The sequence below is a fragment of the Acinetobacter johnsonii CIP 64.6 genome, assembly GCF_000368045.1.
GTDB lineage: Bacteria > Pseudomonadota > Gammaproteobacteria > Pseudomonadales > Moraxellaceae > Acinetobacter > Acinetobacter johnsonii.
In genome coordinates this window covers 93778-115864 of record NZ_KB849234.1, presented here as the reverse complement: position 1 = coordinate 115864, position 22087 = coordinate 93778, and the positions used below count along the sequence as shown (strand labels likewise).

Annotated in this window: 20 protein-coding genes and 1 pseudogene; 17 read left to right on the top strand and 4 right to left on the bottom strand. The window is 40.6% G+C overall.

Features of this window, described 5'->3' with window-relative positions:
• The first annotated feature begins 74 nt into the window (after nucleotides 1-74).
• Both F986_RS03945 and F986_RS03940 read left to right on the top strand, forming a co-directional pair.
• On the top strand, nucleotides 75-1184 hold the full coding sequence (locus tag F986_RS03945) for a DUF695 domain-containing protein (protein ID WP_004692388.1): 1110 nt from the start codon (nucleotides 75-77) through the stop codon (nucleotides 1182-1184).
• 64 nt (nucleotides 1185-1248) lie between these two features.
• Nucleotides 1249-1758, top strand: a complete 510-nt coding sequence (locus F986_RS03940; protein WP_004692386.1) for a hypothetical protein — start codon at nucleotides 1249-1251, stop codon at nucleotides 1756-1758.
• Nucleotides 1759-1819: 61 nt separating this feature from the next.
• Here F986_RS03940 and dusA read toward each other — a convergent pair whose 3' ends face one another.
• Nucleotides 1820-2842 carry a tRNA dihydrouridine(20/20a) synthase DusA gene (gene dusA, locus F986_RS03935; RefSeq protein ID WP_004692384.1) on the bottom strand — a complete coding sequence of 341 codons (1023 nt, stop codon included), beginning with the start codon at nucleotides 2840-2842 and terminating at the stop codon, nucleotides 1820-1822.
• A 133-nt stretch (nucleotides 2843-2975) separates the two neighbouring features.
• On the opposite strand from dusA, the gene F986_RS03930 reads away from it, so the two are divergent.
• Complete coding sequence (locus tag F986_RS03930) at nucleotides 2976-4124, top strand: site-specific integrase (protein WP_004692382.1); 1149 nt, start codon at nucleotides 2976-2978, stop codon at nucleotides 4122-4124.
• Here F986_RS03930 and F986_RS03925 read toward each other — a convergent pair.
• Nucleotides 4108-4380 carry a pyocin activator PrtN family protein gene (locus tag F986_RS03925; RefSeq protein WP_004692381.1) on the bottom strand — a complete coding sequence of 91 codons (273 nt, stop codon included), beginning with the start codon at nucleotides 4378-4380 and terminating at the stop codon, nucleotides 4108-4110. The two genes, F986_RS03930 and F986_RS03925, sit on opposite strands and share 17 nt — an antisense overlap.
• A gap of 185 nt (nucleotides 4381-4565) precedes the next feature.
• On the opposite strand from F986_RS03925, the gene F986_RS03920 reads away from it, so the two are divergent.
• The gene (locus tag F986_RS03920) at nucleotides 4566-5447 is read left to right on the top strand and encodes a hypothetical protein (protein WP_004692380.1); all 882 of its coding nucleotides are present in this window, start codon (nucleotides 4566-4568) and stop codon (nucleotides 5445-5447) included.
• A 95-nt stretch (nucleotides 5448-5542) separates the two neighbouring features.
• On the opposite strand, the gene F986_RS03915 is transcribed toward F986_RS03920, so the two are convergent.
• On the bottom strand, nucleotides 5543-6487 hold the full coding sequence (locus F986_RS03915) for a hypothetical protein (RefSeq protein ID WP_004692378.1): 945 nt from the start codon (nucleotides 6485-6487) through the stop codon (nucleotides 5543-5545).
• A 174-nt stretch (nucleotides 6488-6661) separates the two neighbouring features.
• Here F986_RS03915 and F986_RS03910 point away from each other — a divergent pair, with 174 nt between their 5' ends.
• From F986_RS03910 to F986_RS03865, 10 genes are all read left to right on the top strand, one after another.
• Complete coding sequence (locus tag F986_RS03910; RefSeq protein WP_004692376.1) at nucleotides 6662-8467, top strand: helix-turn-helix domain-containing protein; 1806 nt, start codon at nucleotides 6662-6664, stop codon at nucleotides 8465-8467.
• A 456-nt stretch (nucleotides 8468-8923) separates the two neighbouring features.
• Nucleotides 8924-9925, top strand: a complete 1002-nt coding sequence (locus F986_RS03905; RefSeq protein WP_004692375.1) for a YagK/YfjJ domain-containing protein — start codon at nucleotides 8924-8926, stop codon at nucleotides 9923-9925.
• A 42-nt stretch (nucleotides 9926-9967) separates the two neighbouring features.
• Nucleotides 9968-10930 carry a hypothetical protein gene (locus F986_RS03900; RefSeq protein ID WP_004692373.1) on the top strand — a complete coding sequence of 321 codons (963 nt, stop codon included), beginning with the start codon at nucleotides 9968-9970 and terminating at the stop codon, nucleotides 10928-10930.
• A 614-nt stretch (nucleotides 10931-11544) separates the two neighbouring features.
• The gene (locus F986_RS03895; protein WP_002126044.1) at nucleotides 11545-11805 is read left to right on the top strand and encodes a hypothetical protein; all 261 of its coding nucleotides are present in this window, start codon (nucleotides 11545-11547) and stop codon (nucleotides 11803-11805) included.
• 17 nt (nucleotides 11806-11822) lie between these two features.
• A complete protein-coding gene (locus tag F986_RS03890; RefSeq protein ID WP_004692370.1) occupies nucleotides 11823-12404 on the top strand; it encodes a hypothetical protein in 582 nt (193 codons plus the stop codon).
• 11 nt (nucleotides 12405-12415) lie between these two features.
• Nucleotides 12416-12796 (top strand): hypothetical protein, encoded by a 381-nt coding sequence (locus F986_RS03885; protein WP_004692368.1) that lies wholly within the window; start codon nucleotides 12416-12418, stop codon nucleotides 12794-12796.
• A gap of 114 nt (nucleotides 12797-12910) precedes the next feature.
• Nucleotides 12911-13210 carry a hypothetical protein gene (locus F986_RS03880; RefSeq protein WP_004692366.1) on the top strand — a complete coding sequence of 100 codons (300 nt, stop codon included), beginning with the start codon at nucleotides 12911-12913 and terminating at the stop codon, nucleotides 13208-13210.
• 88 nt (nucleotides 13211-13298) lie between these two features.
• Nucleotides 13299-14336 (top strand): DUF932 domain-containing protein, encoded by a 1038-nt coding sequence (locus tag F986_RS03875; protein WP_004692365.1) that lies wholly within the window; start codon nucleotides 13299-13301, stop codon nucleotides 14334-14336.
• An 84-nt stretch (nucleotides 14337-14420) separates the two neighbouring features.
• The gene (locus F986_RS03870) at nucleotides 14421-15494 is read left to right on the top strand and encodes a YqaJ viral recombinase family nuclease (RefSeq protein WP_004692364.1); all 1074 of its coding nucleotides are present in this window, start codon (nucleotides 14421-14423) and stop codon (nucleotides 15492-15494) included.
• Nucleotides 15495-15635: 141 nt separating this feature from the next.
• Nucleotides 15636-16571, top strand: coding sequence for a recombination directionality factor (locus F986_RS03865; protein WP_004692362.1), 936 nt, complete (start codon nucleotides 15636-15638; stop codon nucleotides 16569-16571).
• A 47-nt stretch (nucleotides 16572-16618) separates the two neighbouring features.
• On the opposite strand, the pseudogene F986_RS03860 reads toward F986_RS03865, so the two are convergent.
• Nucleotides 16619-17340, bottom strand: a pseudogene (locus F986_RS03860) (undecaprenyl-diphosphate phosphatase).
• A 313-nt stretch (nucleotides 17341-17653) separates the two neighbouring features.
• Between F986_RS03860 and kdpA the strand changes: the two are divergent.
• Genes kdpA through kdpC form a run of 3 tightly spaced genes read left to right on the top strand, consistent with a single transcriptional unit; the run spans nucleotide 17654 to nucleotide 22054 of the window.
• Entirely contained in the window at nucleotides 17654-19378 is a 1725-nt protein-coding gene (gene kdpA, locus F986_RS03855) for a potassium-transporting ATPase subunit KdpA (protein WP_004692360.1), read from the top strand.
• Between the two features lie 11 nt (nucleotides 19379-19389).
• A complete protein-coding gene (kdpB, locus tag F986_RS03850; protein ID WP_004692359.1) occupies nucleotides 19390-21432 on the top strand; it encodes a potassium-transporting ATPase subunit KdpB in 2043 nt (680 codons plus the stop codon).
• A gap of 19 nt (nucleotides 21433-21451) precedes the next feature.
• Complete coding sequence (gene kdpC / locus F986_RS03845; protein WP_004679624.1) at nucleotides 21452-22054, top strand: potassium-transporting ATPase subunit KdpC; 603 nt, start codon at nucleotides 21452-21454, stop codon at nucleotides 22052-22054.
• Nucleotides 22055-22087 lie beyond the last annotated feature (33 nt).

Here is a 22087-nt window from a genome sequence, read left to right as displayed (position 1 = left end):
TGTATAAATCGATATATTTATATAGTCCGTAGATCATAAAAATATTGAAATCAATAGAAAAAAGAGAAAAGAAAATGAGCTTTTTAAAAAAATTATGGGGTTCTCAAAAACAAAAAACGCCTGTGAATGAAAATGCATATACTACATTTTGGCAATGGTTTCAGCAGCATCAGCAGCATTTTCACCACATTGTGGATCAAGGCAGTAAAACTGAAATCGAGCGCGATTTCTTTGATCGATTGACGCCTGAATTGGAAAAAGTCCATAGCGGCATCTTTTTTCTAACGGGCATGTTAGCCCCACAAACAGCTGAATTAATTCTTACCCCCGATGGCATCATTCCAAATATTGTTTTTGTGGAAGAGCTGATTGCGGCTGCACCTGAGATTGCAGGATGGAAGTTCACGGCGCTTAAACCTGAAAGTGATATTCATCAAGTCGGGATTAATATGCATGGCTATGAGTTTAGTCAGGAGACTTTATCTTTTTATTTTAACCAGCAAGCTGAATATCCCGATGAGATTGATCTGGTCGTGGTACATGATGAATATAACTCAGCTGAAAACGATGCATTTTTACAGGCTGTACATATTTTCCTCGATAATTATTTGGGCGAGTATGATGCGGTCACCAAATTGGACAATGTTTCTGTCCAGTCTAAACAATATGCCGAAAAAGAATTGCTACCGATTAACTTGCTCAAAAACATTTTAATTTTAAAAAGCAGTGAAATTTCAAGATTAGACAAAATTACACGCTCAAATACGGATGCCGATGAATTTGTCAGTTTGGAGGGAGAAACCAATGAGGGTTTACCTTTGCTGGCGACTTTAAATCGTACTCTTTTAACATGGGATCAAAAAGCCTCACATCCATGGATGATGCTGATTGAAATCTCCTATGATGGTCAGTATTCAAATGGCATACCTGCATCTACAGATTATGAGCTATTGAATTTGATTGAAGACGAATTATTACAAGAACTGAAAGATGTGGATGGCTATTTAAATATAGGCCGTGAAACGGGTAATCACTTAAGAACCATATATTTTGCGTGTAAAGAGTTTAGAAAACCATCAAAAGTCATTGATCAAGCGATTGAAAAATATAAAGACAATTTTGAAATAGAGGTCAGTCTGTTTAAAGACAAATACTGGCATGCTCTGAGTAAATTTACCGGTTAAGCTCTTATATAAAAGACGAGTTCGCCTGAAGCACTTTTAAAATATAACGGGATAAAGTAACTCAATGACTGATCTTTCAGGGCATTCCAAACTTGATGTTAAAATAGTGGCTTTAGGGATCATTTTGAGTTGCGGTGTTGTATATGCTATTTATTCAACCGTTCGTCATTTTTATGTTTTAAATCAGGTCAATGAAGCCAAAGAAATGATGAGTGATATACAGTCATTATTGGTTTGGTCAATGCATCAATATCATGATGATGTGGTTAAGGCTTGTCATTTTAAAAATATACAACAAGTTACTCAGTCCGCAGAGTTCCAAAATATGAATCGTATTTTAAAATTACAAGATCAAATTCGTCAGCAAACTCAATTTTTTGAACGGATCAAAGTAAATGCCACACCTGATTTACACAGTTGCATTACCACAACCTATTTTAGAAAAGTGCCAATTGTCAGTGAGTATCTTTCAGGGAAATATATTTCTTATCATTATGATTTTAAAACCAAAAAAATTAAATGTTTGACCAATATCCAAAAGCGTGCTTTAGTGAAAGCTTGCACTCGGCTATAACGGTGAAACATAAAAAGCGAAGCAGATGCTTCGCTTTTTTCGTTTAGATCAAGGTTCTAAATTACTGGACTAGAGTGTGTTCTTTTAAATAATCTTCGGTGCGTTGCATTGCATCTTTAATGTTGATAATCGCATTTTCAACATCTGCAAAAGTCTTAGCATTACCACCGCTTAAAGCTTGACGCCATTTTCGCGCACCTGGCAAGTTTTGAAATAAGCCCAGAATATGACGGGTTAAAATCGACAAGGGTGCACCTTCAGCCATACGCTGAGAAATATAAGGCAGCATTTGTTCCATAATCTCAAAACGATCTGGCACATCCAGTTGCCAAAGTTGACCTAATTCTGCCAGTAAATACGGGTTGTGATAGGCTTCACGACCAATCATTACTCCATCCACATGCTGTAAATGTTGTTCTGTTTCGGTAAAGGTTTTAATCCCGCCGTTAATTTCAATCAGCAGCTCTGGACGTTCTTGTTTCAGACGATACACATCTTCATAACGTAGCGGTGGAACTTCACGGTTCTCTTTTGGCGATAAGCCCTGAAGTAGAGCAATACGGGCATGCACAATAAAATTATTACAGCCCGTTTTTGCCACGGTATCAACAAAATGCAGCATTTCTTCATAAGAATGCATGTCATCAATGCCGATACGGTGTTTTACCGTCACAGGAATGTCGACGGCTTGACGCATTGCCGCAATACATTCCGCCACCAAATCTGGCTCTGCCATTAAACAGGCGCCAATTTTATTGTTCTGTACGCGGTCACTTGGGCAGCCGACATTTAAATTAATTTCATCGTAGCCCCAGTCCTGCGTCATTTTACTACAGGTAGCAAGGTCTTTTGGATTTGAGCCACCCAGTTGCAATACAATCGGATGTTCTTCATGGTTAAAGTCGAGATGACGTTTGGCATCGCCAAATAAAATGGCGCCTGTGGTCACCATTTCGGTATAAAGGATGACATTCGGGTTAAATAAGCGGGCAAAGAAACGATAATCTTTGGTCGTCCAATCCATCATCGGGGCTACGCTGATTCTCGGAGATTGAGTGTTTTCAATGTTTTTGTTAATAGTCATTAAAAATCATACCTTTAATCTATATTCTGCAACCTGCGAGAATTTGTTTGAACCTGTGTTTAGGTGGGTGAATCCGTTTGCATTTACACCAAATTTTACACCATAATAGAAAAAATAGCTTTTGGTGTAAATTATGGGTTCAATTACAGCAAGGAAAGGTGCAGATGGTAAAGTTAACTATCGTGCTGCGATTCGAATCACTCGAAAGGGCTTTCCTGCTTTTTCTGAAAGTAAAACATTTCACTCAAAGAAATTAGCTGAAAACTGGATTAAGAAAAGAGAAGTCGAAATTCAAGAAAATCCTGATATTTTGCTTGGCAAAGAAAAGTTGATTGATCTGACCTTATCAGATGCCATAGATAAATATTTGGATGAAGTCGGGAGCGAGTACGGAAGGACGAAACGCTATTCTCTGCTCTTAATTAAGAAGCTACCAATTGCGCGCAATATTATCACAAAAATAAAATCAGTACATTTGGCCGAGCATGTGGCTTTAAGGAAGGGTGGAATTCCGTACCTCGATCTTGAACCTATTGCAACTAGTACACTGCAACATGAGCTTTTACATATCAGAGGTGTTCTTTCTCATGCTGCTGTTATGTGGGAAATGGATATTGATTTAAATAGCTTTGATAAGGCTACTGCTCAGTTAAGAAAAACACGTCAAATATCCTCCAGTCAAAAAAGAGACCGACTGCCTTCGAGAGATGAATTGATTGCATTGACGAAGTATTTTGCAGAACGATGGAAGCTAAATCGTTATGGCTCTAAATACCCAATGCATTTGATTATGTGGTTTGCAATTTTCTCATGCAGACGTGAAGCTGAATTAACACGATTGTATCTTCGAGATTATGACCCACATCATTCAACGTGGAAAGTGCATGATTTAAAGAATCCTAATGGTTCTAAAGGTAATCATAAGTCATTTGATGTACTTGATCCTTGTAAGGTGCTGATCAAAAGACTGAAACATTCAGAAGTTCGAGAACGGATGCTAAAGCTTGGACATAATGAAAATTTGTTATTGCCTTTGAATCCCAAAAGTTTGGGTAAAGAGTTTAGAGAAGCTTGTAAAATTTTGGGGATTGAAGATTTACGATTTCATGACTTGAGACATGAAGGCTGTACTCGATTAGCTGAACAGAGTTTTACTATTCCTGAAATTCAGAAAGTAAGTTTGCACGATTCTTGGGGGAGTTTACAGCGTTATGTATCAGTGAAAGCGAGAAGAAATATATTACAGTTGGAGGAGGTGCTACGCCTCATCGATGAAACGTAGCAAAATCTTTGGATGCCTCTGAATATTGCTTATCCAAGACAGCAGCAAGATCCTTAATGTGTACCAAAAATGGAGCACGTTTACTTTTATCTATTTTGAATACTGAGAAAGGGAATTGTTGATTATTCGCTTTTCTCAGTGCTTCGGCTTTGCTGAGGTGGGGATAATAGTCAGAAACTACTGTCATTAGTTCAACGGTCATAGAACGATACTTTATAAAAAGTAGTTCGGTAGTATTAATTTGAAAGCAACTCATGAAGTGGGTATTCCATACATAAAACTTTTTTAATTTGAATGGGTCACCTTTGAAGTAAGGCTGACCATCCCTATGTCTTAATCTTATTTTTTTGATGTAGGTCTTTATGTAATACTAATAATTAGAAATAATATTTTACTAGAGTTGTGGTATAACATATTGAAAACTATTACTTAGATTCAAAAATGAAAAATTGCACACTTCTTGATTTTGAGCAATTGAAGGACGAAATTCTGAATTGCTTTTTGGATCATGCTGGACGTTTTTTAAGAGAACATAAAATAATAAGCGATCCTGACCCAAAGACTGAGTTTGAAGCGTCAGAACGCAAATTGTTGGTTGAACTGATGGTAGAGCATAGCCAAATGCAGTTCTTTGGTGAAACGTATTCGGTACAGGACTTGCTGAATTTGCTTGGTCAAATTAATACGGTAATAGAGGGGATTCGTGATTATAGGCAGCAGCAGATTAATGAGAAATATTCTGAAATATTAAATAAATATATTGAGTTGGTTGTTGATGAAGGCGGGAGAGTCTACACCTATAACCCGAGTTTGAAGCGTAGAATCAATGGGATTTTGAATATAAGAAAACGATATGCGCCGCTGTTGCATAAAAAGCTTGAAATATTCTATTCAGAATTAACTGGTTATGCTCAAAAAAATGGCAGATTTAAAAATGCTTCGCAGGCAGTACAACTGATTTTACCCACGCTGCAAATCAAGTTTAGAGAGTTTGATTTGCAATGGGTTCAAAGCAGATTAGAGACAAATAAACAGAAAATTTTAGATTTAACAGAAGCCAGAAAAAATAACGAAAATAAAGACATCTGTGAAGATGATGATTTTGGTGTGTCATTTAAAATTCAGGATAGAACCTATCTAAACCAGATCAGGGAATTACAGAATGAAAATAAAAAATGGGAACAGTTTCTACAGCATCCAGAGCGGTATTTTCCACAGCAAAAGCAACTCCCATTTAATACAGCATATTGCGATGAAGTGCTGGTCAATCACTTAAGGCGTCGTCCTGATTTATTGAAAGAGATTATCCAAGTTCAATTATGAATATCATTGAGGTGATGAGGGGGGGCTCGTTCTTAGGCAGCAAGTGGATGAGGTGTGCTATTGCTGCTTGCTCCTAGAAATGAGTAACTGTTAGCTCAGGTTTGAGCTGGTACAACTTCATCGTCATTTTGTACGGTATTGCCATATTGATGATGCTGATCAAACCCTAAAGCATAATTGGTATTTGGTTGATTTTTGATTGTTAAAAATTGCTTTTGTTTTGCGCATTCATTTCTCAATTGAGTTTCAATTTCGCTAAGTGCTTCGGGTGCAAGAGTTTGGTTAATGCTTTGTTGATCTGCTTCGTTAATCTCGCCTAAAAAAGCTTTAATTTTCTCTAATTCAATGGTTTGATTTGTAGCCAATTGAATTAGGTATTCCTCAAATTCTTTTGCAGATTTGCTCATGTTTTCGTGGATGATATTTTTTTGGTGCACGAGTTCTTTTTCGAGTTCTGTAATTTTTTCATCCTTTAATTTCAATTCTTGCTTTAAATTAGAATCATGATTTGAATTCTGTTCTTTTTTGAGTCTTGATATTATTTTATCTTTTTCACTTAATTTAAAATTATGTGCATCAATTAAAAATTCTAAGCAGTTATCTAGACTTTTAAATTTACAATTTTTTTTAATTTTCTCAAGTTGTTTTAATATATTTTCGTCCATTGTTATTTGTTTGGTGATACGGTTGGCTTTCTTTTTCTCAGAGTGGTATTTAAATAAAAGGAATTTCTTTTTTAAAATTGAAAAATGTTCATCATTAGTTTCAATAATAAAATTTGTTGTCTCACATATGAGGGGGTTTGTAAATTTTTCGTTTATGTGGGATGTCCTAGCCGGGTTTTGTAGAGAATCTGATATTAAATTCTCATGTGATCTAGGTTGGGGGTGATTTGTAGATATGTAAACAATCTTTTGGCCAGGTTTATCAAGCTTAGTTAATAGACTTTCCTTCATGTAGCTCTCTTGATCCAAGAAATCTTTTTTTAAGTCCGTGTCAGTCGATAACCATTTATCTAAGGTTAAATGTGGTCGTGCCATTTTACAATTCATAAATATTTACTTAACATTTATATATCAGTAATTAAATATTAAGTAAATATTAATTATACATTAACTGTTAAAAAACAAATTTCAATTATCATTTCATGCCTATCATTATTGCTGTAAAATACATATACCCAAAGGAGAACTTGGTGTGTGGGGATTTTTAGCATGAGTATCCACGATTCTGAACAGCGCTTTTTGGCGCTATTTATGGCTTTCTATCAAAGGGTGGAGGGGCAAATTTCAGCCTATGCTTTTTGGGCATTAATCACGTTTATCAGAAATTTTGGAGTCGGAAGTACATCATTGCCACTCGGTGAATTATCAAAAGTGATCGGCATACAGGTTAAAAAATTACGGGGTGTATTGAATGAGTTGGAACAACAGGGAATATTAAAAATAGATTTTCCTGAAACTGGAAAAAGGTCTAGAGTTCGTCATTTACAACTTAATCTTACTTATATAAGGCTTGATTCAGCCACGTCTATTGAATGGTTAGAAAATAGTAATAAGCGTATGGTTAGGCAGATCCCTTTATTAAAATTAATTCAGACTTTATTTATAAAGAGTGATGGCATAAGTATTAGCAATTCACCTAAAAAAATAGAGATCGACTGCTATCTTGATTATCGAAGTTATCTTGTTTTATTACGGTTGCTTTACGGTGCAGACTCGTTTGGGATTGTTATAGGGTGTGGAATTGGTGAAATTGAGCGAGCCACGGGTTTAAGCAAACAATCTATTTATCGCGCTATACAGCAGCTTAAGAAAAACGGATTTATCCGCTGCCAAGCGGATGGCGCAATTCGAAATAGTTTTATTCAAACAGAGTCTCCAATATATGCTTTAAACCTTTCGCATAGGTTTTGGGGGGATGCTGCGATCTACGGCAAATTTTATATTTTGAAGTACCCCCAGCCACATGTTTTTGAAGTTCAGAAAGTGGCCTCTATTTTTACTATGCTGAATCCAAAGAGCGACTTGTTGTCAAACACTAAAAGTGAAGATTCAGATGTTGGCTTGAAGGTGTTGAATTGCAAAAACTATTATTTGTTACATGATCCTTTGTGCTGGATGAAACCGTTTATTCTTCGGTCTCGTGATGCTGTAGGTTATGCAAATTATGTTGTGTTACAACAGCAGGAAATAATGAAGTTATATGATCATTATGTCGAGCTAAAGCGGTTACATCCAGAGAACCCATTATCAGCGACGTTTTATTTAAAGCCGCATGAAAATATTTTGAAGGATGAGGCGGTTTTGGGTCATTTAGCATCTATCCAGCATACTAAACTCAGCGGGATGAACAACCGCTTAGGTCTTTTTCAAAGCATGCTTGAGCAGTGGTGCTGCCAGATATACAGTCGGAATAAATCGCTTTTTAAATTGCTGAAAGAAGCTAACCCAGTAGTAATCGATAATGAAAGCTTTGAGCGTTTAGGGTGCACAGACTTTATCTATCCGTATTCATTGCAAGCGACTCAAATCAAAACAATCAAAGAGGATATGACGCTAAAAAATGAGTCTGATAAAATTGAATCAATGATCACCTTCAAGTTAAATGCTGAGCAGTCCAGAATTCATCAGTTTTTAATGGCCCTTATGGATCTAATTGCATATAACCAAATTTATTTTTTTCAGCAATGTATGCGGAAACATTCTGATATTGACCAAAAGCTCAGTGCAACTAAAAGTAGTTTGGGAAGGGTGTTGGTAAATGCAACTGAAATAGTGACGCCTTTTAGGATTTTACCTCGGTCATTTATACAGAATACATACAGCTGTTGCTTTGTCCCTGATCAGCATGCGGAAGCTAACAGGTATTTCTTAAGTGAATTGGCGTTTCAAGAACCCTTTCAGGATGGAACTCGCTTTGATTTTCCTACACAGCAAATAACAGAAACTTCACCAACACTGGCAGAACTTAAAAATTACGGACTGCTGTATCAACACTGTTTGTCATTATTCGAATAGTTTTTTGCGCTAAGTTTTTTTGAAAAAACCATTTTTCTGACCTAACTATCGTAACGTTAAACATATAAAAAGCCGAGCTTATCCGAAGGTTTGGAAATCGTGCTGATCGGCTGGGCTATCATTATTGCTTTTGCGCTAAGACGGTTTTATATATTATTAATATATAGAGATTAATACTAATAATAGATTAATGACTATACATCATAGAACTATAAATATTAAATATACCAATACAATTACTCATACAGATAACAAGAACCACGAGACATGTCATACAGATCTGAATACATATCCCAATATGGATGATGCTATGGATCAATAGTTCATGCAGGATGAGAGCACTATTCGATATATGCGGATAGTGGATGACTTGTCCTTACTTGAGATAAGGACTCCATTTAAAAAAATAAGTCGATTGCTTAACTATGACGTGAATCATAGTTAAGGAAGTTCAACGTGTTTCCATTAGATCTGGATCATCAAGCAGGGGTGATGTATACCATTCATCGCTTTGTAGATGTATGTCTTAATTTTGATATTTCAGACGAAGCATTCATTTTTAACTTAGAACGCTTGTATTGCGCATTTGAAGCGTTTAAACAAGAAGGGCTTGAGTATGCAGCATCAATTCGGGCCTTTATTGCAGTCACTGAATACGTCAATAGTCAGCGTGGCATGCTCAGCTTTGCTGAATATCTGACAGGGCTTTCAATAGGGGAAATTAAGGCATTAAGACGAATCCTGCATGCGCATCGAGGGCTGATACGTGATGAGATCAAAAGCTTTGCGAGACGGAAAGAATTGAATCGAGTGGCATTACTTGAGGAGTTCGAAGGCGCAATCAAGGGGTATTATTCGGTTCTAGTGATCAGAGTGGATTTGAGCTATAGCAAGGACAGCATGAGTGAAATTACAGTAAATGACTTCTATCAGCATATTGGAAAACTGCGTGATTTGATCACTGATAAGAATGGATATTTTGATGCACTTTTGACCTATGCGATCGCACTGGAGCAGGGTATAACCAAAGGCTTTCATGCTCATTTAACATTGGTGATTAATAGATCGAAGCATCAGAGTGATTATAAAATTGCTGAGGGAGTGATCGATAAGTGGAAGGAAATCACATTCGATAAGGGTTTTGGGCGGAACATCAACACGACAGCGAATAAAGACAACTACGAGAAGCAAGGTCGTTTAGGTATTGGAGATATTCGTCGAACGACACCCGAACAAGGCAACAATGCTTTGGGTGCAGTTGCTTATCTCAGTGACCCTGATAAATACGAGCAGACGTTATTGGTTAAACCACGAGGGCGTAAAACGTTTTATAAGGGGGATTATCAGCATCATGGTCGCCCAATACCTGATACAGAAGAAAATAGAAGAATCAAAGAATGGGATGCGCAGACCGCTTTAGCAAAGCTGGAAGAGGAGATTTGGTTTAAAAAATTATGAATGTGCCAGTTCTATGAAATCAATTCATTCATAGGACAACACATGAGCCATTCAGAGTTAGAGTTTGTTACAGCACCCCGATTAGAACAAGACGTTTTAGAGCATTACCAAACGATTCGCTTTGCTCCAATTCCAGAAGGTACTGATTACGATGCTCATCAAAAAAATATAGATCAGGAGTTCAAGCGGAAACTGTCTGGTTATTTTTCAGCATGGCGCAGAATGATGGCCGTTGGCATTCATGAGCATTTGTCTTTTTCCTTTTGGGCAGACAAGTTCTTTCAGGCTTACTGCAGTGTATTACAGGAAGAGCAGATTCGGTTCTTTGAGGTCACGGCGCAAAGAAACGCTGGTTTTTATATCGATAAGATCGTAAAGCGGCTGAGAGTGCTGTTTGAAAGCACCAGCTTAACTGAAGAAATGCATAAGCTGAATGAGCGCTACGAAAAGCGGATTGAAAAGTTGAGAGAATCCTATCGTAATACAAGCCAGATCTATCCTGATACAGCGGATTTAAAACTGGAACTAAGTCTAAATGAGGGTGGAAATGAAATTATCGATTTGCGACAGTTAGAGCGATTTTTATCAAATTTCCAAAAAAGTCTAGCGGCTGAGTATTGGTATAGAACACAAGCGATTTACCGCTTTTATCAAATTGTACGGGATGATGTTCAGCAGCGTTATGTGATCCACTTTTATGTGAGCTTTAACCGATCACTCTATTCTGGTCCACTTGGATATTGTCAGGATATCAGAGAGCACTGGATGAGGGTTACTGGATATCTGGGCACATGCGTTTATCCAGAAATGCATCATCAGCTTTCCGATACTGATGCACAAAAAGCGCTGAGGATTGATCGGATTATGCAAGAAGAAGCGGGCTGTCCTTTGGGTGCATTAAATGAAATGCCTGAAAATCAAACGGGGCAGTTTGGGCTTCCGAATAGAATCTGCATTTACCCTAAAGGATTTAAATGGTTTGATGGAGCACCTGTACAGCGCTGAAAATTTATATCAGAGTCCTGCACTTGCTTGACGCTCTACAGCGTGCAGATTATCCTTAGACTGCTGACCTACATCGTCAGCGGGTTTTAGCAGACCCATTTACCTAAGTACACTAAAAAGTCTAACTTTTTGGTGGGTATCCCTACGTACCCCCTCTGCGGCGGAACGGGAGGGGGGACGTCTTCGGACGTGCTGATTTCTTAGGTATCAGTCTGCTAACCCGTCTTCTGTTTCGCCACCATCATTTAGCAGTGATTTGGTGAAACTTCTTTATACCTAAGGAGTACGCCATGCGCTTACATCAAGACCGTCTTTTATATTTCTCTTTTTTAATGTGTGTGCTCGATCTACACCACAGGGGTAATGTGACCTGATGCTGTGTATTTCATACATTGCTGTGTAGATCACTTTCTAAGAATAAAACTTTTTTAAGTACATATTACCGATATGAAGATGAATCTCTTATGCTGTTTTTGAGGGGCATAGATTTGTGTGCTTTATCGTCTATAACACTTCAAAAAAACATAGATATTCATTCTAACATTCATGCATGGGGAGCACTGCGTCTGATTAAGACCAAGACCAGTGATGCCTATAAAAAAGAGAAAATGATGATGTTTAAAACTTTCCTAAAAACTGCCCTTATTTCATCACTACTTGCAGGCGCATCATTGGCGCAGGCAGGCTGGTTTGCACAAGCCAGTGAATCCTACCTTGTTCAAGCACGTCATACAGGCGGTGGGGTTTATCAATGTCTTTATAAAACCAATCCTGGCAACCGTGGTTGGCGTAATTTCACGGTGAACTTTCAAGGTGGTTGTCCACGCTTTGTTCACTTTAATGCGCAGAATGGTCAAGTCACTGTGCCCAACTAAATGAGGGGAACATTCAAATGACTCAAAAAACCATATTGGGCTTGGCGGCAATCTTAGCCCTGACCTTGATCAGCATCGCAGGCTTCTACTTCTTTAGCCATAAACACACAACTGAAAAAACGGTTCCAGCCAGTACTTCTGAGGTCAGCTCTGCACAACCTTTAGAATCCGCCAGTTCAGAAGCAGTATCCACTGTGATTGCAGCGGCAGAAGTGGATGGCATCGATGTCAAAGAATTGACCACGGGAAGCAAGCGTCTGAGTCCATCAGATCATGAACCTGAATTGCTGAGTTTTGAGTTTGATCAAAACCTTAAGGCGGTGGATACCTTACTGTCGATGCTGCCTTATGATGAACTGCCTGAATTTGAGCAGGACAATATAGACAAGTATCAGCGCTATATCTTTGCCAAAGCCGCAAAAGATACAGGCAAATCAGTGCAAGACTTTAGCTTGCAAGAACATGGCGCACTGGAGTCGGAGCAAGCGGGTAATCGCTACTACGTCTATAAATTTGATAACGGCACAGACTGTGAAATCCATCTGGCCAGTATTGATTTAAATACAGGCGATTATGGCGTGAGCTATAACTACTGTTAAGGATGAACTTGATGAAGCAACTTTTAAAACCCTTACTCCTCGCAGTGACTACAACGACAGGCATCATGTTGAGTGGCTGTAATGCTGGCCTTGATCCAAACACGTTTACGGTCGAACTCGATGTAATTGATACCAGTAACTGGTATGCCCAAAATCAATCCGCTACGGTATTAACGATCCGTTCTAACAGTGCAGAGCCTATCGATGTCAGCGATGTTTCTGTCAATCATGGACAATGCCGTTATGAAGGCTATCGTCGATCATTGGAATATCCGCAGCATTTTAAGATGGGGCAACGTTTAAGACTGAAATTAACAGACTGTAGCTATAGTAATGTGGTGCAGGTTGATGTCGAAACAGATAAAGGCACTGCAAGCTATAGCTTTCAATAGCGACTCTCCTCGCCAAAGTAAAATTTAAATCAAACCGTGTCCTCAATGGGCACGGTTTTTTTTATGCCCTCAATTCAGCTTTTCGTACCCAATTCATTTAACAAGGAATATTCAATGTCCTTAATTCAATGCCCCTATTGTCAATCCACCCATGTCAGACAGACTGATTCAAGTCATGCAAACGCCAACTATTTCGAACAACTGCAACGCTGTATTTCACCGACACAGATGGCGCTGTTCGGCATGCAGCTTGCCAAAAAGGCAGGATTCCCGCCTTTTACAGGCGCAGCCATCGGTGTTGTGGTGGGTGGTGTATTGGTTATTGTCAGTCAGTACTGCTATGAAAAATATTACAGCAATGCCGAGCAGTATGTCTGCTTGGATTGCCAACAACAGTTTGCATGGGCGAGGTAATCACTTCTCAGCCATTGCACTGGTACATCGTTGAATAAATCGATTCTTTAAAACATCACATTACACATTCTTTTTAGGAATAATCAAAATGGCACATCAAATTGAACAAATGGCTTATGTCGGACAAACCCCGTGGCATGGTCTAGGCAATCAACTTAGCCCAAACCAACCGATTGAAGTCTGGGCCAAGCAAGCAGGTATGGATTGGCGTATTGAATCATCCAATGTCAGCTACATGGCTAAAAATGATCGTGGACAAAGCATCATTATGCCGTATGAAGAACAACGGGTACTGTACCGTTCAGATACCCATGCTCCTTTATCCGTAGTCAGTCAGCGTTATCAAGAAGTCCAGCCGATGGAGATTCTGGAATTCTACCGTGATCTGACTGAGCAATCAGGCTTTGAACTGGAAACCGCAGGTGTTTTAAAAGGTGGGAAGAAGTTCTGGGCCTTGGCACGTACAGGCCAAACTGCAGAATTGAAAGGTGGAGATGTCAGCAATGGCTATATTCTGCTGGCAACCGCATGTGACGGTACGTTGGCGACCACCGCACAATTCACCAATATCCGTGTGGTGTGTAACAACACTTTAGCCATTGCCTTGCGTGGACAGAGTTCCAATGCAGGCGTGGTCAAAGTACCACACAGTACCAAGTTTGATGCTGATAAAGTCAAAGATCAACTCGGTATTTCAGTCAAGACATGGTACGACCACATGTATGAAATGAAACAACTTACCCAACGTAAAGTCACCCAGAAAGAAGCAGCAGCTTATTTTGATGCGGTATTTAACAACAATAGCCTAAGTGCGATGGAACAGGAGGATAACATTATTCAGTACTATCGTAATGTCGCGTCTCAAGCCAATCCACAGCCCAATAAAACTGAACCGAATGGACGTGCCATGACCAAAGTCATGAATATGTTTAATGGGCAGGGACGTGGAGCAGACTTATCTTCAGCCAAAGACACCGCCTATGGACTACTTTGTGCGATCACCGAGTTTGTCGACCATGAACGTCGAGCAATGAGTACTGATCACCGCCTCGATTCGGCATGGTTTGGTGCAGGGGCAGCATTGAAACAACGTGGATTGGAGCAAGCTTTATATCTTGCAGCCTAAATTTTATCTCGTATCCCTCTTTGCCACATCTTCGGATGTGGCTTTTTTATGCCGTTTTAAAATCAATGATAGAAGGTTAAATCCATGAATCAGATTATAAACCCAGCAGTAACGTCTCAATCTCAGTATTTACCAACTGTAGCCAATGACAAGCTTAAACAAAGTCAATCAGGTTCAAAACGTAGTTTAAATGCCAAACGTCTGATCAGCACCAAACAACTGGACTATCAGGCATGGCTGGAAGTGCGTAAGCAGGGAATAGGCAGCAGTGATGCCGCAGCCGCCTGTGGCATAAATCCTTATATGTCGATGCTGGAACTGTGGATGATCAAAACAGGACGGGTACAGCAGAATATTGATGATGAAAGCTCAGGACACGCACCTTTATATTGGGGTAAACAGTTAGAACCCTTGGTCGCAGAATACTACAGCATGCACACCAATAATAAAGTCCGTCGGGTCAATGCGGTGCTGCAACACCCTGATCCTGACAAAGCCTTTATGTTGGCGAACTTGGATTATGCCGTAGTGGGCAATGAAGACGTGCAAATACTGGAATGTAAAACTGCAGGAGAATATGGCGCCAAACTATGGAAGGAGGGCGTTCCTCTGTATGTGCTATGTCAGGTACAACATCAACTGGCGGTGACAGGCAAGCAAGCGGCACATATTTGTGTGTTGCTGTGTGGACAGGAAACCAAAATCTACAAAGTCAGTCGTAATGAAGCTTTGATTGAACAGATCATTCAGGCGGAACGGTTGTTTTGGGAATGTGTTGAAAATGATGTTCCACCAGCAGTGGATGCCAGTGAATCGGCAGCCAAAGCTTTACAACAGCTCTATCCTGAACATACCCCACTGAGCTGTGTTGACCTAACGGAGGTCGAACTTGCCAATGAACTGTTTGATCAGTTGATAGAGGAAAAACAGCAGATTGAACAACACCAAAGCCAGTTTGATCTACTCAAACACCGTGTTCAGGCACTGATGCAGGAACATGAACGTGCCGTATTTCAGCAAGGTTCAGTGACATGGAAAAAGAGCAAGGACAGTATTAGCCTAGATACCAAGTCCTTACTTCAGCACCAACCTGAACTCATCCAACAATACCCATTGCAGAAAGCAGGCAGTCGTCGTTTCAACATTTATCACGATTAGCTCAAAGCTTAGAGTTAATCACTCAGCAAGAAAAAACCTGAAATCCCGTGCAGTCCTGCATGGGATTTTTATACCGATTTCATTTTTAGCAAACAGTGCAACACATCTAAACATCAACATCTATACGAGAGGAATTTCAACATGATTAAAGGTCTAGCAATCACACCACCCATCTTGGGCCGGATCAGTATTGGTCGTGTAGTCGAAAAGAATGGCAAGCGTCTGCCTGAGAAAGACGATCAGTTCACCATTACCAGTCAAATACAAGGCAAGGATGGTTGGGTCAAACACCCCTTGGATGAGCAATTGCGTAGTCAAGCACCGAATCAAAAGCTGCGTAGCATTCCTGTGCGTATGATCTTCAATGATCCTGAATTGAACTTACGTGCCGAGTACAGCTTGTTTGACCGACAGACAGGTCGCCCGATTTGTGTGGGGAATGGTCAGACCTGTCAACGTATGACATCACAAGGTGTAGAGCAACATCCTTGCCCATCCCCCGACTTATGCCCACTTGGACAAGGCGGGCACTGTAAGCCTTATGGACGCCTGCATGTCAATTTAGATGAGTCGGATGAATTTGGTACATTCATTTTTAGAACAACAGGCTTTAACAGCATACGTACGTTGGCTGCACGATTGAGCTACTACCATGCAGCATCAAATGGGTTGCTTTCATGCTTGCCACTGCAGCTGACCTTGCGAGGAAAGAGTACAACGCAAAGTTATCGTCAACCTGTGTACTACGTGGATTTAACGCTCAGGGATGGCATTCATTTACAAGAGGCGATTCAAACAGCGAAGGAAATTGACCAGAAAAGTAAGTTGTGTGGTTTTAATCAGGCTGCTTTAGATCAAATGGCACGGCAGGGTTATGGTAATGCACGATTTGAGGTGAATGCTGAGGAGGGACTAGATTTGGTTGAAGAGTTTTATAATGATAAGGGTTTTGAGTCTGAATCGGTACAAACTGAAATCAAAAATAAATCTAAATCAGAGCTTAAGTCCCATCAGGGAGAGGGTGTTGTACAAGAGATTCAGAAAAGCTTGAAGCAGAATGTAAGGATTGTAAATTAAAAAATTTAAAGAGAACAGCGAGTTCTCTTTAATTTATTTTTTTTGAATTAAAAAACAAATAAGATGATTGAATCTAATACCAAGCGATACCAAGCAAAAACTTTTAAAGTATGTTTTTCTACAAATTTAACCATGGCTTTTACCACAAGCAAAGCTGCGATGAATGCGGTTACAAAGCCTACGGAAATATTCAATAAATTTTCTGAAGTTAAAACATCAACGTTGCGAAATATGTCTAAGTAACGGCACCAATAATGGTTGCACCAGACCGTGAAGTCCCCGGAATCATCGCAAGACATTGAACCAAACCAATAACAATGGCCTGTTTGAATCCAATATTGGTTGCCTCAATGGTTTGGACTTTAAAATTTTTAGCTTCTACAGCAAAAATTAACAGTGCACCAATAATCAGTGCAGATGCCACAACCGAAGGACTGAATAAAACTTGTTTAATAAAATCAACAGCTATAACTCCGATCACTACTGCAGGAATAAATGAAATGAAGACATTTATCGCAAAACGTCTCGCATGGTAATCACCTGATATAAAACCATGTAGTAGATTAATAATTTTTTTACGGTAGAGCCAACAAACGGCTAAGATTGTGCCCAGTTGAATGACAACTTCAAAGACACAGCCTGAGCCTGAATGAAAATCAATTAAATGGCCAAATAAAATTAAATGACCAGTACTGGAAATGGGTAAAAACTCCGTTAAACCTTCTATAAAACCTAAAAATAAGGCTTTAAGTACTGAAATTATATCCATAAATAAAGTGAGTCACAGAATAATAATAGCCATCACTTTTAAGATATTTTTCTGCATTTATAAGTGCATTGAGCTAAATTTTTACGCTTTCTTTACGCGGCATCCAAAGTTATGAATAGAGACTTTACGGTCTTATTTTTCATACTGGATTTTGGAATATCCCAATGCTTAGGATGAAAAACATGAGTGCGGTCATTCACGCGCATCAGCAGGTACAGCATCAAAAAAATTGCGTTGTACTAAATAATCAAAATAAACGTTATTTCAATATCTGCATGCAGTTTTCAGCTCTGAAACATAGGAGTGAAATGCCATGTTAGAGTTTGCTTTGCTTTTAGCCATCGTCTTTGTTCTGGCTTATCCCTTGGGTAAATACCTCGCAGCAATTATGCACAACCGCGAGATGAAAATTGATCCTCTATTCAATTGGATTGAAAAGCCCATTTACGCTGTTTTTGGAACCAATCCCAAACGGGGGATGAATGTCAAAACTTATTCATTAAATTTTGTCATGAGCTGTGCGGTGATTGGTTTAGTGACTTGGGTTTTATTCATGGCTCAAGCCAGCCTGCCGCTGAATCCAAATCATGCGCCGAATATGTCATGGGATTTGGCGCTGCATACCATGATTTCGTTTCTGACCAATACCAATCAGCAGCACTATTCAGGACAGGCACAACTGTCTTATTTATCGCAAATGGTTGGCATTGTCGGCTTGCAGATCATCACGCCGATGATGGGCCTAGCGATGGTGGTGGCAACAGTTCGAGCACTGTTTTACAAACAATCCAATGCACTTTCTGAAACCGATCAACAGACCAGCTTTAAGCATAAAGTGCAACAAATTAATGTCGGCAACTATTGGGCCGATGTGATTCGTCCGACGTTCCGCTTTCTGATTCCTTTATGCATGGTTTGGTCATTATTGCTCACTAGCCAAGGCGTACCATCGACTTTTCAAGGCGGCCCAGAAGTTCAAGTCATCGACCAAAGCAGCGAATTAACAACGCAAAAAATACCTTTAGGCCCTGTTGCGCCCATGGTAGCAATTAAGCAATTGGGCAGTAATGGTGGTGGCTGGTATGGTCCGAACAGCAGTGTACCTTTGGAAAATCCGACACCATTGTCAAACTTTCTGGAAATGCTTGCGATTTTACTGATCCCTGTTTCGGTGATTTTTATGCTGGGCTTTTTCACCAAACGCGCCAAATTCGCAGGCTTGGTCTTTGCTTCAATGCTGCTGATGTCGATCATTTCTGCGACTAGCGCTATCTGGTCAGAAAGCCTTTCATCGACTTCGACATTGCTTTCCGCCATGGAAGGTAAAGAAGTGCGTTTTGGCGAGGCATCATCTGCTTTGTGGTCAGCGGTCACCACCCAAGTCAATAACGGCTCAGTGGATATGATGCATGATTCATCTGCACCGCTCACAGGTATGGTGCAATTGTCCAATATGCTGATCAATGCCATTTGGGGCGGGATTGGCTGTGGTTTACAGCAATTCATTATTTATCTGTTTTTAGCAGTCTTTATTGCAGGCTTAATGACCGGCCGCACCCCAGAATTGTTTGGCCGCAAAATTGAAGCCGGTGAAATCAAGCTGCTCGCTGTTGTGATTTTGATCCAACCCATCGTCATTCTTGGTTTAACCGCAATAACTGTATTTTTTCCTGAATTGACGGGCAACAGTAATCCGCAATACCACGGCATTTCTCAAGTGCTGTACGAATATGTGTCTGCATTTGCCAACAATGGCTCAGGCTTTGAAGGGCTATCAGACAATACCGTGTGGTGGAATGTCACATGCGGTATTGCTTTATTGCTCGGCCGTTTCCCGACATTAATTATTCCTTTAATCATCGCTACACGTTTAGCTGCTAAACGCCAAGCACCTGAAAGCAGCGGCAGTTTAAAAGTCGAAACGCCAACATTCGCACTGACTTTAATTGCCATTGTGGTGATGTTGACCTTATTGCAATTTATGCCAGCCCTGGTCTTGGGGCCAATTGCTGATCATCTGTTATTGGTTCAAGGTTAAGGGGGAGTACAATGAATCATTCAAAACACACTGTTCAAACACAGCAAAACACCATAGCTTCAACCTTATTTCAAGCTGAAGCATGGAAAAATGCTTTTATTAAACTGCTGCCGCAGCATGTGATTAAAAATCCGGTGATGGCCATCGTTTGGCTTGGGACGCTGATTACACTGGTTAGTACAATTCTAGGTCAATCTAGTTTGGTTTTTGGCTTATTGGTGACGTTGATTTTATTTGTGACGGTTCTCTTTGCCAATTATGCCGAAGCGGTTGCTGAAGCCAAAGGCCGCGGACAGGCGTCATCCCTGCGTCAAGCGCGTCAGAATTTGACGGCGCGCCGGATCCATTCTAAAGATGATATGGATGGGGTGCAGATTTCAGCGGCTGAATTGAACATGCATGACTTGATTGAAGTGCGTGCAGGGGAATTGATTCCCGCAGATGGTGAAATAATTCAGGGCTTTGCTACGATCAATGAAGCTGCAGTAACAGGTGAATCTGCGCCGGTACTCCGTGAAGCGGGCACAGATAAATCTGGGGTGATTGGCGGAACCAAAGTCTTAACCGACCGGATCATCGTGCAAGTGACCGCAGAGGCGGGAAATAGCTTTCTCGACCGAATGATTGCTTTAGTCGAAGGCTCAAACCGTCAAAAAACACCGAATGAAATTGCCTTAGGTATTTTACTGACCGTGATGACTGTGACTTTTATCATCGTCGTGGTCAGCCTGCCGTTGATTGGACATTTCCTGCATATTGAAATCAGCCCGATTTTATTGGTGGCGCTATTGGTCTGCTTGATTCCAACCACCATCGGCGGCTTATTGCCAGCTATTGGAATTGCAGGGATGAACAGAGCGCTCAAAGCCAATGTGATTGCCAAATCAGGCAAGGCGGTTGAAGTTGCAGGCGATATAGATGTTTTACTACTCGATAAAACCGGAACTATTACTTACGGTGACCGTCAGGCGACTGCTTTTTATCCCTTAACAGGAGTGACGGAGTCTGAACTTCGCCAAGCGGCGGTACTGACTTCTTTGGCCGATCCAACGCCAGAAGGTAAATCGGTGGTTGCTTTGGCCAAAGAGCAAGGTGAAAGAGTGGCCGAGCCTGAACAGGCTGAATTTATCGCTTTTAATGCGTCCACACGCATTTCAGGCCTTAACTTGGCGGATGGTCATCAAGTGCGTAAAGGCGCTATGGATGCCATTCTTAAATTCGCTTCGCAAAACCTTGAAAATCATGCCGAACTGAAAGCGCGCGTAGAACAAATAGCTTCAAAAGGGGCAACGCCGCTGGTCGTGGCTAAAGACCAGAATTTGTTGGGTGTCATTGAACTATCAGACGTGATTAAGCAAGGCATTAAAGAAAAATTTGCGCGCTTACGTGAAATGGGCATTAAAACTGTGATGGTGACCGGAGATAATCCGCTCACAGCAGCGGCCATCGCAGCAGAGGCTGGTGTGGATGATTATATCGCTGAAGCGAAACCAGAAGATAAACTCACATGCATTCGAACCGAGCAAAACAAAGGATATTTGGTAGCGATGGTCGGTGACGGTACTAATGATGCACCGGCGTTGGCCCAAGCAGATATTGGCTTAGCCATGAACTCGGGAACGCAAGCAGCCAAAGAAGCAGGCAATATGGTGGACTTAGATTCTGATCCAACCAAATTGCTATCTGTGGTTGAAATAGGCAAACAGCAGCTGATTACTCGCGGTGCATTAACCACCTTTTCCTTGGCGAATGATGTATCAAAGTATTTTGCAATTTTGCCGGCATTATTCGTCGCGGCAATTCCGCAAATGCATGTGTTAAATGTCATGCAACTAGGCAGTTCTGAAAGTGCCATCCTGTCTGCGCTGATCTTTAATGCGATCATTATTCCTCTGCTGATTCCAATTGCACTGCGCGGTGTGAAATTCAAACCTTCGACATCTACCCAATTATTGCGCCGCAACATGCTGATTTATGGTGTGGGCGGGGTGCTGCTACCGTTTATTGCCATTAAAGCGATTGATCTGCTGATCAGTCCAATCTTGGCCCTATAAATTTTTTGAGGATGACAAAGTGAATATGCAAAATCATCAATTGGCAGACTCATCATGGGGTGAGAAACTGCGCGCTTCGTTTGGAATGACCATCATTGCTCTAGGCTTATGCGGCTTTGTATATAGTGCTGCTGCAACCAGCTTAGGACAAATGCTCTTTCCAAAACAAGCCAACGGCAGCTTGATTGTCGAAAATAATCAAGTGATCGGTTCACGCTTAGTGGCACAGCCTTTTGCCCAAGTTCAATATTTCCATCCGCGTCCATCTGCCGCAAATTATGATCCTATGGCGATGGCCGGAAGCAACATGGCGAGAACCAATCCTGAACTGCAGAAAGCCATAGAGGAACGGCTGAATCGAATCGCAGCGAAGGAACAGATTGAAAAATCTAAAATTCCTGCGGATCTGGTCACCGCTTCAGGCAGTGGCATCGACCCTGAAATTAGCGTGCAATCAGCCATGATTCAAGTGAAGCGGATTGCCCATGCACGGCATATGCCTGAACAGAATGTCGAAAAACTGATTCAGTCGCATACGGTTCAGCCGATTTTTGGGATTTTAGGGCAGGCACGTATCAATGTGCTTGAATTGAATTTGGCTTTGGATCGGGGCGGGAAGTGATATGAATGGCTTGAAGATTAAAATATAGTGATT

Excerpts from the sequence above, each read along its gene's own strand:
- kdpB (WP_004692359.1), top strand. The coding sequence starts at position 19,390 with ATGAATCATTCAAAACACACTGTTCAAACACAGCAAAACACCATAGCT.
- F986_RS03870 (WP_004692364.1), top strand. The coding sequence starts at position 14,421 with ATGAATCAGATTATAAACCCAGCAGTAACGTCTCAATCTCAGTATTTA.
- F986_RS03885 (WP_004692368.1), top strand. The coding sequence starts at position 12,416 with ATGAAGCAACTTTTAAAACCCTTACTCCTCGCAGTGACTACAACGACA.
- dusA (WP_004692384.1), bottom strand. The coding sequence starts at position 2,842 with ATGACTATTAACAAAAACATTGAAAACACTCAATCTCCGAGAATCAGC.
- F986_RS03910 (WP_004692376.1), top strand. The coding sequence starts at position 6,662 with ATGAGTATCCACGATTCTGAACAGCGCTTTTTGGCGCTATTTATGGCT.
- F986_RS03920 (WP_004692380.1), top strand. The coding sequence starts at position 4,566 with ATGAAAAATTGCACACTTCTTGATTTTGAGCAATTGAAGGACGAAATT.
- F986_RS03925 (WP_004692381.1), bottom strand. The coding sequence starts at position 4,380 with ATGAGTTGCTTTCAAATTAATACTACCGAACTACTTTTTATAAAGTAT.
- F986_RS03930 (WP_004692382.1), top strand. The coding sequence starts at position 2,976 with ATGGGTTCAATTACAGCAAGGAAAGGTGCAGATGGTAAAGTTAACTAT.
- kdpA (WP_004692360.1), top strand. The coding sequence starts at position 17,654 with ATGTTAGAGTTTGCTTTGCTTTTAGCCATCGTCTTTGTTCTGGCTTAT.
- F986_RS03915 (WP_004692378.1), bottom strand. The coding sequence starts at position 6,487 with ATGGCACGACCACATTTAACCTTAGATAAATGGTTATCGACTGACACG.
- F986_RS03875 (WP_004692365.1), top strand. The coding sequence starts at position 13,299 with ATGGCACATCAAATTGAACAAATGGCTTATGTCGGACAAACCCCGTGG.
- F986_RS03865 (WP_004692362.1), top strand. The coding sequence starts at position 15,636 with ATGATTAAAGGTCTAGCAATCACACCACCCATCTTGGGCCGGATCAGT.
- F986_RS03880 (WP_004692366.1), top strand. The coding sequence starts at position 12,911 with ATGTCCTTAATTCAATGCCCCTATTGTCAATCCACCCATGTCAGACAG.
- F986_RS03940 (WP_004692386.1), top strand. The coding sequence starts at position 1,249 with ATGACTGATCTTTCAGGGCATTCCAAACTTGATGTTAAAATAGTGGCT.
- F986_RS03890 (WP_004692370.1), top strand. The coding sequence starts at position 11,823 with ATGACTCAAAAAACCATATTGGGCTTGGCGGCAATCTTAGCCCTGACC.
- F986_RS03945 (WP_004692388.1), top strand. The coding sequence starts at position 75 with ATGAGCTTTTTAAAAAAATTATGGGGTTCTCAAAAACAAAAAACGCCT.
- F986_RS03900 (WP_004692373.1), top strand. The coding sequence starts at position 9,968 with ATGAGCCATTCAGAGTTAGAGTTTGTTACAGCACCCCGATTAGAACAA.
- F986_RS03895 (WP_002126044.1), top strand. The coding sequence starts at position 11,545 with ATGTTTAAAACTTTCCTAAAAACTGCCCTTATTTCATCACTACTTGCA.